General features: G+C 70.6%; 12 protein-coding genes. 11 read left to right on the top strand and 1 reads right to left on the bottom strand.

Annotated elements, in window-relative coordinates:
• Nucleotides 1-112 precede the first annotated feature (112 nt).
• Genes ACFYW8_RS18005 through nusB form a run of 3 tightly spaced genes read left to right on the top strand, consistent with a single transcriptional unit; the run spans nucleotide 113 to nucleotide 2,282 of the window.
• A complete protein-coding gene (locus ACFYW8_RS18005) occupies nucleotides 113-1,219 on the top strand; it encodes an aminopeptidase P family protein (RefSeq protein ID WP_389075577.1) in 1,107 nt (368 codons plus the stop codon).
• 59 nt (nucleotides 1,220-1,278) lie between these two features.
• Nucleotides 1,279-1,845, top strand: coding sequence for an elongation factor P (gene efp, locus ACFYW8_RS18000; RefSeq protein WP_261702763.1), 567 nt, complete (start codon nucleotides 1,279-1,281; stop codon nucleotides 1,843-1,845).
• Nucleotides 1,846-1,847: 2 nt separating this feature from the next.
• Complete coding sequence (gene nusB / locus ACFYW8_RS17995) at nucleotides 1,848-2,282, top strand: transcription antitermination factor NusB (RefSeq protein ID WP_365879419.1); 435 nt, start codon at nucleotides 1,848-1,850, stop codon at nucleotides 2,280-2,282.
• 249 nt (nucleotides 2,283-2,531) lie between these two features.
• On the opposite strand, the gene bldD is transcribed toward nusB, so the two are convergent.
• A complete protein-coding gene (gene bldD / locus ACFYW8_RS17990) occupies nucleotides 2,532-3,032 on the bottom strand; it encodes a transcriptional regulator BldD (protein ID WP_037621142.1) in 501 nt (166 codons plus the stop codon).
• 245 nt (nucleotides 3,033-3,277) lie between these two features.
• On the opposite strand from bldD, the gene pyrR reads away from it, so the two are divergent.
• From pyrR to pyrF, 8 genes are all read left to right on the top strand, one after another.
• Nucleotides 3,278-3,868: a bifunctional pyr operon transcriptional regulator/uracil phosphoribosyltransferase PyrR gene (gene pyrR / locus ACFYW8_RS17985; RefSeq protein ID WP_261702761.1), complete on the top strand. Its 591-nt coding sequence runs from the start codon at nucleotides 3,278-3,280 to the stop codon at nucleotides 3,866-3,868.
• A gap of 82 nt (nucleotides 3,869-3,950) precedes the next feature.
• Nucleotides 3,951-4,928, top strand: a complete 978-nt coding sequence (locus ACFYW8_RS17980) for an aspartate carbamoyltransferase catalytic subunit (protein ID WP_389075567.1) — start codon at nucleotides 3,951-3,953, stop codon at nucleotides 4,926-4,928.
• Between the two features lie 4 nt (nucleotides 4,929-4,932).
• Nucleotides 4,933-6,246, top strand: a complete 1,314-nt coding sequence (locus tag ACFYW8_RS17975; protein ID WP_389075563.1) for a dihydroorotase — start codon at nucleotides 4,933-4,935, stop codon at nucleotides 6,244-6,246.
• On the top strand, nucleotides 6,243-6,809 hold the full coding sequence (locus tag ACFYW8_RS17970) for a hypothetical protein (protein ID WP_365879426.1): 567 nt from the start codon (nucleotides 6,243-6,245) through the stop codon (nucleotides 6,807-6,809). Before ACFYW8_RS17975 ends, ACFYW8_RS17970 begins: the two co-directional genes overlap by 4 nt.
• Nucleotides 6,806-7,978 carry a glutamine-hydrolyzing carbamoyl-phosphate synthase small subunit gene (carA, locus tag ACFYW8_RS17965; protein ID WP_389075553.1) on the top strand — a complete coding sequence of 391 codons (1,173 nt, stop codon included), beginning with the start codon at nucleotides 6,806-6,808 and terminating at the stop codon, nucleotides 7,976-7,978. Before ACFYW8_RS17970 ends, carA begins: the two co-directional genes overlap by 4 nt.
• Complete coding sequence (gene carB, locus ACFYW8_RS17960) at nucleotides 7,971-11,279, top strand: carbamoyl-phosphate synthase large subunit (RefSeq protein ID WP_389075548.1); 3,309 nt, start codon at nucleotides 7,971-7,973, stop codon at nucleotides 11,277-11,279. Before carA ends, carB begins: the two co-directional genes overlap by 8 nt.
• A gap of 99 nt (nucleotides 11,280-11,378) precedes the next feature.
• Nucleotides 11,379-12,485, top strand: coding sequence for a quinone-dependent dihydroorotate dehydrogenase (locus tag ACFYW8_RS17955; RefSeq protein WP_389075542.1), 1,107 nt, complete (start codon nucleotides 11,379-11,381; stop codon nucleotides 12,483-12,485).
• A complete protein-coding gene (pyrF, locus tag ACFYW8_RS17950; RefSeq protein ID WP_365879434.1) occupies nucleotides 12,482-13,324 on the top strand; it encodes an orotidine-5'-phosphate decarboxylase in 843 nt (280 codons plus the stop codon). The genes ACFYW8_RS17955 and pyrF overlap by 4 nt, the downstream gene beginning before the upstream one ends.
• Nucleotides 13,325-13,604 lie beyond the last annotated feature (280 nt).

Genomic DNA, 13,604 nt, shown 5'->3' with positions numbered 1-13,604 from the left:
GGCCCCCCGCGTCCGCCCGTCCGGGCCCCCCGCGTCCGCCCGTCCGGGCGCCGGGCTACCCGTCCGGCTCTCTGAACCGGCGACATCCGGCCACCGCTCGTACGCTCGGTTCATGTCAGAGGTGTACGCGACGCGCAGAGAGCGGCTCCGGGAACGCAGTACGGCGGGCGGCAGCGCGAGCGCGCTGGTGACCCGCCCCGCCAATGTGAGGTATCTCGCCGGTGCGGCCCCGCACGGCTCGGTGCTGCTGCTCGGCAGCGGCGAGGACGTACTGCTGTGCGGCGGCCCGCCGACCGGCGAGGCCGTGGAAGGGCGCCCCGACGAGGCGCTGACCGTGCGGGTCCTGCCGCGCGCCGGCGGTGATCCCGCCGTCGCGGCCGCCGGTCTGGCGGCAGGACAGGGTGCCGAGTCCCTCGCGGTGGAGGAACACCACCTGACCGTCACCCGGCACCGTGCCCTCGGCTCGGTCGCGCCGCGACTGCGCCTGGCCGACCTGGGCGGCGCGGTGGAACAGCTGCGCGTGATCAAGGACGAGGAGGAGATCTCCTGTCTGCGGATCGGCGCCGAGATCGCCGACCAGGCGCTCGGTGAACTCCTCGAATCCATTCTCGTCGGCCGCACCGAACGCCATCTCGCCCTGGAGCTGGAGCGCCGGCTCGTCGACCACGGCGCGGACGGACCGGCCTTCGCGACCTCGGTCGGCACCGGCCCGAACTCGGGACGGCGCGGCCACCGGCCCACCGACCGGCGCGTCGAGGAGGGTGACTTCCTCTCGGTCTGTCTCGGCGCGACCTATCGCGGCTACCGGTGTGAGATCGGTCGTACGTTCGTGATCGGCACCTCGCCCGCCGACTGGCAGATCGAGCTGTACGACCTCGTCTTCGCCGCCCAGCGCGCCGGACGGGAGGCGCTGGCACCGGGCGCCGCCTACCGCGACGTGGACCGCGCGGCCCGTCAGGTACTGGACTCCGGGGGCCATACCGAAGGCCTTCCGCCGCTGACGGGGCACGGTGTCGGGCTCGAAATCGACGAGGACCCGCAGCTTGCCCCCGCGGCCATGGGTAAACTGGACGCTTGCGTGCCGGTCACCGTCGAACCGGGGGTCCACCTTCCGGGCCGGGGCGGTGTCAGGATCGATGACACGCTCGTCGTACGCCCTGAGGCGGACGGCGGACCCGAGCTACTCACCATTACGACCAAGGAACTGCTCGCGCTCTAGCCTCCGGGCTACCCGCGTGCGCCGGGGTCGTCCACGTCAGTCCAGGAGATTCCGCAACCGTGGCTTCCACGAACGACCTCAAGAACGGCCTGGTCCTCAAGCTCGACGGAGGCCAGCTCTGGTCCGTCGTCGAGTTCCAGCACGTCAAGCCCGGCAAGGGCCCGGCCTTCGTGCGCACCAAGCTGAAGAACGTGCTCTCCGGCAAGGTCGTCGACAAGACGTTCAACGCCGGCGTCAAGGTCGAGACGGCCACGATCGACAAGCGCGACATGCAGTTCTCGTACATGGACGGCGAGTACTTCGTCTTCATGGACATGGAGACGTACGACCAGCTCATGGTCGACCGCAAGGCCGTCGCCGACGCTGCCAACTTCCTCATCGAGGGCTTCACGGCCAGCGTCGCCCAGCACGAGGGCGAGGTGCTCTTCGTCGAGCTGCCGGCCGCCGTCGAGCTGGTCATCCAGGAGACCGAGCCGGGCGTCCAGGGCGACCGCTCCACCGGTGGCACCAAGCCCGCCACCCTGGAGACCGGCCACCAGATCCAGGTCCCGCTCTTCATCACCACCGGTGAGAAGATCAAGGTCGACACCCGCACCAGCGACTACCTCGGCCGGGTGAACAGCTAACCGTGGCTGCCCGCAACACGGCCCGCAAGCGCGCCTTCCAGATCCTCTTCGAGGGCGACCAGCGCGGCGTGGACGTCCTGACGGTCCTCGCGGACTGGATCCGGCACTCCCGGTCCGACACCCGGCAGCCGCCGGTCAGCGAGTACACGATGCAGCTGGTCGAGGGCTACGCCACCAAGGTGAGGCGGATCGACGAGCTCATCGCGCAGTACGCCGTCGGCTGGACGCTGGACAGGATGCCGGTCGTCGACCGCAACATCCTGCGCCTGGGTGCCTACGAGCTGATCTGGGTCGACGAGACCCCGGACGCCGTGGTGCTCGACGAGGCGGTCCAGCTGGCGAAGGAGTTCTCCACGGACGAGTCGCCCTCGTTCGTGAACGGTCTGCTGGGCAGGCTGAAGGACCTGAAGCCGTCGCTCCGCCGCGACGAGGACTGACCGGCAGCCCGAGCCGTACGCCCCGAAGGGGACGTAGGGAACGCCGGAGGGCCCGCAGCACGATCGCTGCGGGCCCTCCGGCGTTCCCGTACCTCGAAGGCGCCCCAGGCCCGCAGACGGCCGCCCGGGGGGGGGGGGGGCCCGGCCGCCCCCCCCCCGCCCCCCCGCCCCGGGGGGGGGGGGGGCCGCCCGCCGCGGGCGCCCCCCCCCCCCCCGGCGGCACGTTTCTGCTGAGCTGCCCTAAGGGATTCAGCCCTCGTCGTGGGCGACCGCGCGGCGCGCGTCCGCGTCCAGGACGCCCCAGCTGATCAGCTGCTCGGTGAGGACCGAGGGGGACTGGTCGTAGATGACGGCGAGGGTGCGCAGGTCGTCCTGGCGGATCGACAGCACCTTGCCGTTGTAGTCGCCGCGCTGCGACTGGATCGTCGCCGCGTAGCGCTGGAGGGGGCCCGCCTTCTCGGCCGGCACGTGCGCCAGCCGCTCAAGGTCGAGGACCAGCTTCGGCGGCGGCTCGGCGGCCCCGCCAGGCGTGGTCCCGGGCAGCAGCTCCTGGACCGGAACCCCGTAGAAGTCCGCCAGTTCGGCGAGGCGCTGTACGGTGACGGCGCGGTCGCCGCGCTCGTACGAACCGACCACGACCGCCTTCCAGCGACCCTGGGATTTCTCCTCCACACCATGGAGGGAAAGGCCCTGCTGGGTGCGGATGGCGCGGAGCTTGGCCCCGAGCTGTTTGGCGTATTCGCTGGACATATAGCTCCCCGGACGCTGTATCAACGTGCGGCTCCGCCGCGCGGCTGGTGACTCACTGTGAGGTTACGCAGCGTTACTCTCCCCCGTCAAGCCGAAGGATTTTCGACCGGCTCCCGCACGGGGTCGCCGGGGTGTGGCTCAAAGCGATGTGATCAGGTCCGTTGCCGGGCTGGTACCGTTGATGGCGCAAATCCGACGTCCTTTAATGATCCGTCCCGTGAGGCGGAGAAGGAGGTCCGTTTCCTATGGACACCCAGCACGACAAGCAGCAGTACGAAGCCGATGCGCGGCCCGTTCTCGAGGCGCCCGACATCGCTCGGGTGCTGACCCGCATCGCCCACGAGATCGTCGAACGCGCCAAGGGCGCCGACGACGTGGTGCTCCTCGGCATTCCGACCCGGGGCGTCTTCCTGGCCCGCAGACTGGCCGAGAAGCTCCAGGAGATCACCGACCGCAAGATCCCGGTCGGCTCCCTCGACATCACGATGTACCGCGACGACCTGCGCATGCACCCGCCGCGCGCGCTGGCCCGCACCGAGATCCCCGGTGACGGCATCGACGGCCGCCTCGTCGTCCTCGTCGACGACGTGCTCTTCTCCGGCCGCACCATCCGCGCCGCGCTCGACGCGCTGAACGACATCGGCCGTCCGCGCGCCGTGCAGCTCGCCGTCCTCGTCGACCGGGGCCACCGCGAACTGCCGATCCGCGCCGACTACGTCGGCAAGAACCTCCCCACGTCGTTGCGGGAGACGGTCAAGGTCCAGCTCGCCGAGGAGGACGGTCGCGACACCGTGCTGCTCGGTGCCAAGCGGACCTCCCCGGGCGAGCCCCAGTAGCACTCCGGTCCCCGCCGCCGAGTGCGCTCCCGCGCGCCCGCATGCCCGAATCCTCCCTGAACTTCCTTACGGAGCCTGACAGATGCAGCGTCATCTCATCTCGGCCGCCGACCTCACCCGCGACGACGCCGTCCTGATCCTCGACACCGCCGAGGAGATGGCCCGGGTCGCCGACCGGCCGATCAAGAAGCTGCCGACCCTGCGCGGCCGCACCGTCGTCAACCTCTTCTTCGAGGACTCGACCCGGACCCGGATCTCCTTCGAGGCCGCCGAGAAGCGCCTCTCCGCGGACGTCATCAACTTCACCGCCAAGGGGTCGAGCGTCTCCAAGGGCGAGTCCCTCAAGGACACCGCCCAGACCCTGGAGGCCATGGGCGTCGACGCCGTCGTCATCCGGCACGGCGCCTCCGGAGCCCCCTACCGGCTCGCCACCTCCGGCTGGATCGACGCCGCCGTCATCAACGCGGGCGACGGCACCCACCAGCACCCCACGCAGGCCCTGCTCGACGCCTTCACCATGCGCCGCCGCCTCGTCGGCCGGGACGCCGGGATCGGCCAGGACCTGGCCGGCAAGCGCATCACGATCGTCGGCGACGTCCTGCACAGCCGTGTCGCCCGCTCCAACGTCGACCTGCTGCACACCCTCGGCGCCGAGGTCACCCTCGTCGCGCCGCCCACCCTGGTGCCGGTCGGCGTGGAGAGCTGGCCCTGCGAGATCTCGTACGACCTCGACAGCACCCTCTCCAAGTCCGACGCCGTGATGATGCTGCGCGTGCAGCGCGAGCGGATGAACGCGGCGTTCTTCCCGACCGAGCGCGAGTACTCGCGTCGCTACGGGCTCGACGGCGAGCGCATGGCGAGAATGCCGGAGCACGCCATCGTGATGCACCCCGGCCCGATGGTCCGCGGCATGGAGATCACCGCCGAGGTCGCCGACTCCGAGCGGTGCACCGTCGTCGAGCAGGTCGCCAACGGCGTCTCGATCCGCATGGCCGTGCTCTATCTGCTGCTGGGCGGCAACGAGCCCGCCGTCACCCACACCCGTACCGAGGAGAAGTAAGACCATGAGCAAGATCCTGATCCGTGGTGCGAGGGTGCTCGGCGGCGAGCCGCAGGACGTCCTGATCGACGGCGAGGTCATCGAGGCCGTCGGCACCGGGCTGTCCGCCGAGGGCGCCGGTCGTGCCGGAGGCGCGCAGGACGTGACCATTGTCGAGGCCGACGGCAAGGTGCTGCTGCCGGGCCTGGTCGACCTGCACACCCATCTGCGCGAGCCGGGCCGCGAGGACTCCGAGACCGTCCTGACCGGCACCCGCGCGGCGGCGAGCGGCGGCTTCACGGCCGTGTTCGCCATGGCCAACACCTTCCCCGTCGCCGACACCGCCGGCGTGGTCGAGCAGGTCTACCGGCTCGGCCGGGAGCACGGCTACTGCGACGTGCAGCCCATCGGCGCCGTCACCGTCGGCCTGGAGGGCAAGAAGCTCGCCGAGCTGGGCGCGATGCACGAGTCCGCGGCCGGCGTCACGGTCTTCTCCGACGACGGCAAGTGCGTCGACGACGCGGTGATCATGCGCCGCGCGCTGGAGTACGTGAAGGCCTTCGGCGGCGTCGTCGCCCAGCACGCCCAGGAGCCCCGCCTCACCGAGGGCGCCCAGATGAACGAGGGCGTCGTCTCCGCCGAGCTCGGACTCGGCGGCTGGCCCGCGGTGGCCGAGGAGTCGATCATCGCCCGCGACGTCCTGCTCGCCGAGCACGTCGGCTCCCGCGTCCACATCTGCCACCTGTCGACCGCCGGGTCCGTCGAGATCGTCCGCTGGGCCAAGTCCCGCGGCATCGACGTCACCGCCGAGGTCACCCCGCACCACCTGCTCCTCACGGACGAACTGGTGCGGTCGTACGACCCGGTCTACAAGGTCAACCCGCCGCTGCGCACCGAGCGCGACGTCATGGCCCTGCGTGAGGCGCTCGCCGACGGCACGATCGACATCGTCGCCACCGACCACGCGCCGCACCCGCACGAGGACAAGGACTGCGAGTGGGCCGCCGCCGCCATGGGCATGGTCGGCCTTGAGACCGCGCTGTCCGTCGTCCAGCAGACGATGATCGAGACCGGACTGCTCGACTGGGCCGGCGTCGCCGACCGCATGTCCGTGAAGCCCGCCGCGATCGGCCGGGCCGCGGGCCACGGACGTCCCGTCTCGGCAGGCGAGCCCGCCAACCTCACGCTGGTCGACACGGCATACCGTGGGACCGTGGACCCCGCTGGCTTCGCCTCGCGCAGCCGCAACACCCCCTACGAGGGCCGTGAGCTGCCGGGCCGGGTCACCCACACCTGGCTGCGGGGCAAGGCCACCCTCGTCGACGGGAAGCTCGCGTGACACCTCTCCTCTCCATCGCCGCCGCACAGAAGTCCGCGGAAGTGACCGACTGGTCCGCCCGGATCGGCTGGCTCGTCGGCCTCGCCCTCTTCGTCGCGCTCGTCTACTGGCTGATGCGCGAGGGCTGGAAGTGGCGCGGCACCCTCCAGGGCGACCTGCCCGAGCTCCCCACCGCGCCGGAAGACCCCGGCCCGGTGAAACTGAGCATGAGCGGCCGCTACCACGGCTCCACCACCGCCGGGCAGTGGCTCGACCGCATCGTGGCGCACGGCCTGGGCACCCGCAGCCGGGCCGAGCTCACCCTGACGGACGCGGGACTGGACGTCGTACGCCCCGGAGCGGACGACTTCTTCATCCCGGCCTCGCGGCTGCGCGAGGCCCGGCTCGACAAGGGCATCGCGGGCAAGGTCCTCACCGAGGGCGGACTCCTCGTCGTCACCTGGGCGCACGGCGACAGGCTCCTCGACTCCGGATTCCGCTCGGACCGCGCGGCCGAGCACAACGAATGGGCCGACACCCTGAACGACATGATCAACAAGACGGAAACGGAAGGCGCACGATGACGACCTCCACTCAGGGGAACGCCTCGCAGAGGGAAAAGGCGCTTCCCGCCGTGCTCGTCCTGGAGGACGGCCGGGTCTTCCGCGGCCGCTCCTACGGGGCCGTGGGGGTGACCTTCGGCGAAGCCGTGTTCTCCACCGGCATGACCGGCTACCAGGAGACCCTGACCGACCCGTCGTACCACCGCCAGGTCGTCGTGATGACCGCCCCGCACGTCGGCAACACCGGCGTCAACGACGAGGACCCCGAGTCGAAGCGGATCTGGGTCGCCGGATACGTCGTCCGCGACCCCTCGCGCGTGCCCTCCAACTGGCGCTCGCGGCGCTCGCTGGACGAGGAACTGCGCAGCCAGGGTGTCGTCGGCATCAGCGGTATCGACACCCGCGCCCTCACCCGCCATCTGCGTGAGCGCGGAGCCATGCGCGTCGGCATCTTCTCCGGCAACGCGCTGCCCGACGGGGGCACCATGCTCGCCGAGGTGCGCCAGGCGCCCGAGATGAAGGGCGCGAACCTCGCCGCCGAGGTCGCCACCAAGGAGACGTACGTCGTCCCCGCGATCGGCGAGAAGAAGTTCACCGTCGCGGCCGTCGACCTGGGCATCAAGGGCATGACCCCGCACCGGATGGCCGAACGCGGCATCGAGGTGCACGTGCTGCCCGCGACGGCCACCGCCGAGGACATCTACGCCGTGAACCCGGACGGCGTCTTCTTCTCCAACGGCCCCGGCGACCCGGCGACCGCCGACGGTCCCGTCGCCGTCATGAAGGAAGTCCTCGCCCGCAGGACGCCGCTCTTCGGCATCTGCTTCGGCAACCAGATCCTCGGCCGGGCCCTCGGCTTCGGCACGTACAAGCTGAAGTACGGCCACCGCGGCATCAACCAGCCCGTGCAGGACCGTACGACCGGCAAGGTCGAGGTCACCGCGCACAACCACGGCTTCGCCGTCGACGCCCCGCTCGACAAGGTCTCCGAGACCCCCTACGGCCGCGCCGAGGTCTCCCACGTCTGTCTCAACGACAACGTGGTGGAGGGCCTCCAGCTGCTCGACCAGCCGGCCTTCAGCGTCCAGTACCACCCCGAAGCGGCGGCAGGACCGCACGACGCGGCCTACCTGTTCGACCGCTTCACGTCTTTGATGGAAACAGTCCCGATGGAGGGCCAGCGTGCCTAAGCGCACCGATATCCAGTCCGTCCTGGTCATCGGCTCCGGCCCGATCGTCATCGGCCAGGCCGCCGAGTTCGACTACTCCGGCACCCAGGCGTGCCGCGTCCTGCGCGCCGAGGGCCTGCGGGTCATCCTCGTCAACTCCAACCCGGCGACGATCATGACCGACCCGGAGATCGCCGACGCCACCTACGTCGAGCCGATCACCCCCGAGTTCGTCGAGAAGATCATCGCCAAGGAGCGCCCGGACGTCCTGCTGCCGACCCTCGGCGGCCAGACGGCCCTCAACACCGCGATCTCCATGCACGAGCAGGGTGTGCTGGAGAAGTACGGCGTCGAGCTGATCGGCGCCAACATCGAGGCGATCAACAAGGGCGAGGACCGCGACCTCTTCAAGGGAGTCGTCGAGGCCGTCCGCGCGAAGATCGGGCACGGCGAGTCCGCCCGCTCCGTCATCTGCCACACCATGGACGACGTCATCAGCGGCGTCGACACGCTCGGCGGCTACCCCGTCGTCGTCCGGCCCTCCTTCACCATGGGCGGCGCCGGCTCCGGCTTCGCGCACGACGAGGAGGAGCTGCGCCGGATCGCCGGCCAGGGCCTCACGCTCTCCCCGACCACCGAGGTGCTCCTGGAGGAGTCCATCCTCGGCTGGAAGGAGTACGAGCTGGAGCTGATGCGCGACAAGAACGACAACGTCGTGGTCGTCTGCTCCATCGAGAACTTCGACCCCATGGGCGTCCACACCGGTGACTCGATCACCGTCGCCCCGGCGATGACGCTGACGGACCGCGAGTACCAGCGGCTGCGCGACATCGGCATCGCGATCATCCGCGAGGTCGGCGTCGACACCGGCGGCTGCAACATCCAGTTCGCGGTCAACCCCGAGGACGGCCGCATCATCGTCATCGAGATGAACCCGCGCGTCTCCCGGTCCTCGGCGCTCGCCTCCAAGGCCACCGGCTTCCCGATCGCCAAGATCGCCGCCAAGCTGGCCGTCGGCTACACGCTCGACGAGATCCCGAACGACATCACCGAGAAGACCCCGGCGTCCTTCGAGCCGACGCTCGACTACGTCGTCGTGAAGGCCCCGCGCTTCGCCTTCGAGAAGTTCCCGTCGGCCGACTCCACCCTCACGACCACCATGAAGTCGGTCGGCGAGGCCATGGCGATCGGCCGCAACTTCACCGAGGCGCTGCAGAAGGCGCTGCGCTCGCTGGAGAAGAAGGGCAGCCAGTTCACCTTCGTGGGTGAGCCCGGTGACAAGGACGAGCTGCTGCGCGAGGCCGTCCGGCCCACCGACGGCCGCATCAACACCGTCATGCAGGCCATCCGCGCGGGCGCCACACAGGAGGAGGTCTTCGAGTCCACGAAGATCGACCCGTGGTTCGTCGACCAGCTGTTCCTGATCAAGGAGATCGCGGACGACCTGGCCGCCGCCGCCAAACTCGACCCCGAACTGCTCGCCGAGGCCAAGCGGCACGGCTTCTCCGACACCCAGATCGCCGAGATCCGCGGGCTGCGCGAGGACGTCGTCCGCGAGGTGCGGCACGCGCTGGGCGTGCGCCCGGTCTACAAGACGGTCGACACCTGCGCCGCCGAGTTCGCCGCCAACACGCCGTACTTCTACTCCTCCTACGACGAGGAGACCGAGGTCGCGCCGCGCGAGAAGCCCGCGGTGATCATCCTGGGCTCGGGCCCGAACCGCATCGGCCAGGGCATCGAGTTCGACTACTCCTGCGTCCACGCCTCCTTCGCGCTCAGCGACGCGGGCTACGAGACCGTGATGGTCAACTGCAACCCCGAGACCGTCTCCACGGACTACGACACCTCCGACCGCCTGTACTTCGAGCCGCTGACGCTCGAAGACGTGCTGGAGATCGTCCACGCGGAGTCGCTGGCCGGCCCGATCGCCGGTGTGATCGTGCAGCTCGGCGGCCAGACCCCGCTCGGTCTGTCGCAGGCGCTCAAGGACAACGGCGTGCCGATCGTGGGCACCCCGCCCGAGGCCATCCACGCCGCCGAGGACCGCGGCGCCTTCGGACGCGTCCTCGCGGAGGCCGGCCTGCCGGCCCCCAAGCACGGCACCGCCACCACCTTCACCGAGGCCAAGGCCATCGCCGACGAGATCGGCTACCCCGTCCTGGTGCGCCCCTCGTACGTCCTCGGCGGGCGCGGCATGGAGATCGTCTACGACGAGACCCGGCTGTCGTCCTACATCGCCGAGTCCACCGAGATCAGCCCCACCCGGCCGGTCCTGGTCGACCGGTTCCTCGACGACGCGATCGAGATCGACGTCGACGCGCTGTACGACGGCGAGGAGCTCTACCTCGGCGGCGTCATGGAGCACATCGAGGAGGCCGGCATCCACTCCGGCGACTCGGCCTGCGCCCTGCCCCCGATCACCCTCGGCGGCTTCGACATCAAGCGGCTGCGCGCCTCCACCGAGGCCATCGCCAAGGGCGTCGGCGTCCGCGGTCTGATCAACATCCAGTTCGCGATGGCCGGCGACATCCTCTACGTCCTCGAAGCCAACCCGCGCGCCTCGCGCACCGTCCCCTTCACCTCGAAGGCGACCGCGGTGCCGCTCGCGAAGGCCGCCGCCCGCATCTCGCTGGGCGCGACCGTCGCCGAGCTGCGCGCCGAGGGCCTGCTCCCGGCGAACGGCGACGGCGGAACGCTGCCGTTCGACGCGCCGATCTCCGTCAAGGAGGCCGTCATGCCGTGGTCGCGCTTCCGCGACATCCACGGCCGCGGCGTCGACACGGTGCTCGGCCCGGAGATGCGCTCCACCGGCGAGGTCATGGGCATCGACTCGGTGTTCGGCACCGCGTACGCCAAGTCGCAGGCCGGCGCCTACGGCCCGCTGCCCACCAAGGGCCGCGCCTTCATCTCGGTCGCCAACCGCGACAAGCGCTCGATGATCTTCCCGGCGCGGGAACTCGTCGCCCACGGCTTCGAGCTGATGGCCACCTCCGGCACGGCCGAGGTGCTCAAGCGCAACGGCATCAACGCCACGGTCGTGCGCAAGCAGAGCGAGGGCGAGGGCCCGAACGGCGAGAAGACCATCGTGCAGCTCATCCACGACGGCGAGGTCGACCTCATCGTCAACACCCCGTACGGCACCGGCGGCCGCCTCGACGGCTACGAGATCCGCACGGCGGCCGTGGCCCGCTCGGTCCCGTGCCTGACGACGGTGCAGGCGCTCGCCGCCGCCGTCCAGGGCATCGACGCGCTCAACCACGGCGACGTGGGCGTGCGCTCGCTCCAGGAACACGCCGAGCATCTGACGGCGGCGCGCGACTAGCAGCCCTGAGGGGGACACCGGAAACGGTGTCCCCCTCTTCATGCGGCCCCCTGCCCCTTCAAGAGGCGCCCCTCACCGGGCACTTTCGAGGACATGATCATGTACAAGCTGTTCTTCAACCTCGTCTTCAAGCGGATGGACCCGGAGCAGGCCCACCACCTCGCCTTCCGCTGGATCCGGCTCGTCGCCCGCGTCCCCGTCCTGCGCACCTTCGTCGCCGCCGTGCTCGCACCCCGCTACAAGGAGCTGCGCACCGAGGCGCTCGGGCTGCGCATGCACGGCCCCTTCGGACTCGCGGCGGGCTTCGACAAGAACGCCGTGGCCATCGACGGGATGTCGATGCTGGGCTTCGACCACATCGAGATCGGCACGGTCACCGGGGAGCCGCAGCCCGGCAACCCCAAGAAGCGGCTGTTCCGCCTCGTGCCGGACCGCGCGCTGATCAACCGCATGGGATTCAACAACGAGGGCTCCGCGGCCGTCTCCGAGCGCCTGGCGGCCCGTATGCCCGTCTTCAGGACCGTCGTGGGCGTCAACATCGGCAAGACCAAGGCCGTTCCCGAGGCGGAGGCCGTCGCCGACTACGTGAAGTCCACCGAGCGCCTCGCCCGGCACGCCGACTACCTCGTCGTGAACGTGTCGTCCCCGAACACCCCCGGCCTGCGCGACCTCCAGGCCACCGAGGCGCTGCGCCCGCTGCTCAGCGCCGTCCGGGAGGCCGCCGACCGCGCCGTCACCGGCCGGCGCGTCCCGCTCCTGGTCAAGATCGCGCCCGACCTCGCCGACGAGGACGTCGACGCGGTCGCCGATCTCGCCGTAGAACTCGGCCTCGACGGGATCATCGCCACGAACACGACCATCGCGCGCGAGGGGCTCGGTCTGACGTCCGACCCCTCGGTGGTGAAGGAGACCGGTGGCCTCTCCGGCGCGCCGCTCAAGGCACGCTCCCTGGAGGTCCTGAGGCGCCTCTACGCGCGCGTGGGCGACCGCGTCACCCTGGTGGGCGTCGGCGGCATCGAGAACGCCGAGGACGCCTGGCAGCGCGTCCTGGCCGGCGCCACGCTGGTCCAGGGCTACAGCGCCTTCGTCTACGAGGGTCCCTTCTGGGGCCGCGCCATCCACAAGGGGCTCGCCGCCCGCCTGCGGACGAGCCCGTACGCCACCCTCGCCGACGCGGTCGGCGCCGACGTGAGGAAGTCCGAATGAGCCTGGAACCCTTCGGCGCGCGCCTGCGCCGCGCCATGGACGAGCGCGGTCCCCTGTGCGTGGGCATCGACCCGCACGCGTCCCTGCTCGCCGACTGGGGGCTCGGCGACGACATCGCGGGCCTGGAGCGCTTCAGCCGTACGGTCGTCGAGGCGCTCGCCGAGCGGGTCGCCGTCCTCAAGCCGCAGAGCGCGTTCTTCGAGCGGTTCGGCTCGCGCGGGATCGCCGTCCTGGAGAAGTCGGTCGAACAGGCGCGGGCGGCCGGGGCGCTGGTCGTGATGGACGCCAAGCGCGGCGACATCGGCTCGACCATGGCCGCGTACGCCGAGACCTTCCTGCGCAAGGACGCGCCGCTCTTCTCGGACGCGCTGACCGTCTCGCCGTACCTCGGCTACGGCTCGCTCAAGCCCGCGGTGGAGCTTGCGCGCGAGAGCGGCGCCGGGCTCTTCGTCCTGGCGCTCACCTCGAACCCGGAGGGCGGCGAGGTGCAGCACGCCGTCCGCGCGGACGGGCGCACCGTCGGGGCGACGATGCTCGGGCACCTCGCCGCCGAGAACGCGGACGAGCGGCCGCTCGGCTCCTTCGGAGCGGTCGTCGGCGCCACCCTGGGCGATCTCTCCTCCTACGACCTGGACATCAACGGCCCGCTCCTGGCACCCGGCATCGGTGCCCAGGGAGCGACGGCGGCCGATCTGGCGGGTGTCTTCGGATCCGCCGTGCGCAACGTCGTCCCGAACGTGAGCCGGGGTGTTCTGCGTCACGGTCCCGACGCGATGGCCCTGCGCGAGTCCGCGGAGGGGTTCGCGGAGGAGATCAGGGCGGCCGTGGCGGCCGCCTGAGTCCTCCGACAGCCGTTCGAGAGTCCTCCGACGAGTGCCTTCCGGGGGTCCCGAGTCTGAATACATTCTCAAATCCGGGGAGGTATGTCGGAAATGTCGGGCCCCAGGGAGGCTGACCAGGACTTTTCCTCTGTTCTCGCTGACTCCGGCGCACTTGCCCGCTAGTCTCCGTCGAGTGGAGGCACCTCCCATCGCCTCAAGGCGGTGGGGGGAGAACGGGCGAGCGTGTTGCCCGTGGCTCCCAGGTGTGGGGCGACTAGGTTCCTCACCGGTCCGTATC

Origin of the sequence: Streptomyces sp. NPDC002742 (genome assembly GCF_042888885.1) — a bacterium.
In the GTDB taxonomy this organism is placed as follows: domain Bacteria; phylum Actinomycetota; class Actinomycetes; order Streptomycetales; family Streptomycetaceae; genus Streptomyces.
The sequence above is the reverse complement of the archived record's forward strand: the minus strand, read 5'-3'. Positions and strand labels throughout refer to the sequence as shown.

Excerpts from the sequence above, each read along its gene's own strand:
- ACFYW8_RS18005 (WP_389075577.1), top strand. The coding sequence starts at position 113 with ATGTCAGAGGTGTACGCGACGCGCAGAGAGCGGCTCCGGGAACGCAGT.
- bldD (WP_037621142.1), bottom strand. The coding sequence starts at position 3,032 with ATGTCCAGCGAATACGCCAAACAGCTCGGGGCCAAGCTCCGCGCCATC.
- pyrR (WP_261702761.1), top strand. The coding sequence starts at position 3,278 with ATGGACACCCAGCACGACAAGCAGCAGTACGAAGCCGATGCGCGGCCC.
- ACFYW8_RS17980 (WP_389075567.1), top strand. The coding sequence starts at position 3,951 with ATGCAGCGTCATCTCATCTCGGCCGCCGACCTCACCCGCGACGACGCC.
- ACFYW8_RS17975 (WP_389075563.1), top strand. The coding sequence starts at position 4,933 with ATGAGCAAGATCCTGATCCGTGGTGCGAGGGTGCTCGGCGGCGAGCCG.
- carA (WP_389075553.1), top strand. The coding sequence starts at position 6,806 with ATGACGACCTCCACTCAGGGGAACGCCTCGCAGAGGGAAAAGGCGCTT.
- ACFYW8_RS17955 (WP_389075542.1), top strand. The coding sequence starts at position 11,379 with ATGTACAAGCTGTTCTTCAACCTCGTCTTCAAGCGGATGGACCCGGAG.
- pyrF (WP_365879434.1), top strand. The coding sequence starts at position 12,482 with ATGAGCCTGGAACCCTTCGGCGCGCGCCTGCGCCGCGCCATGGACGAG.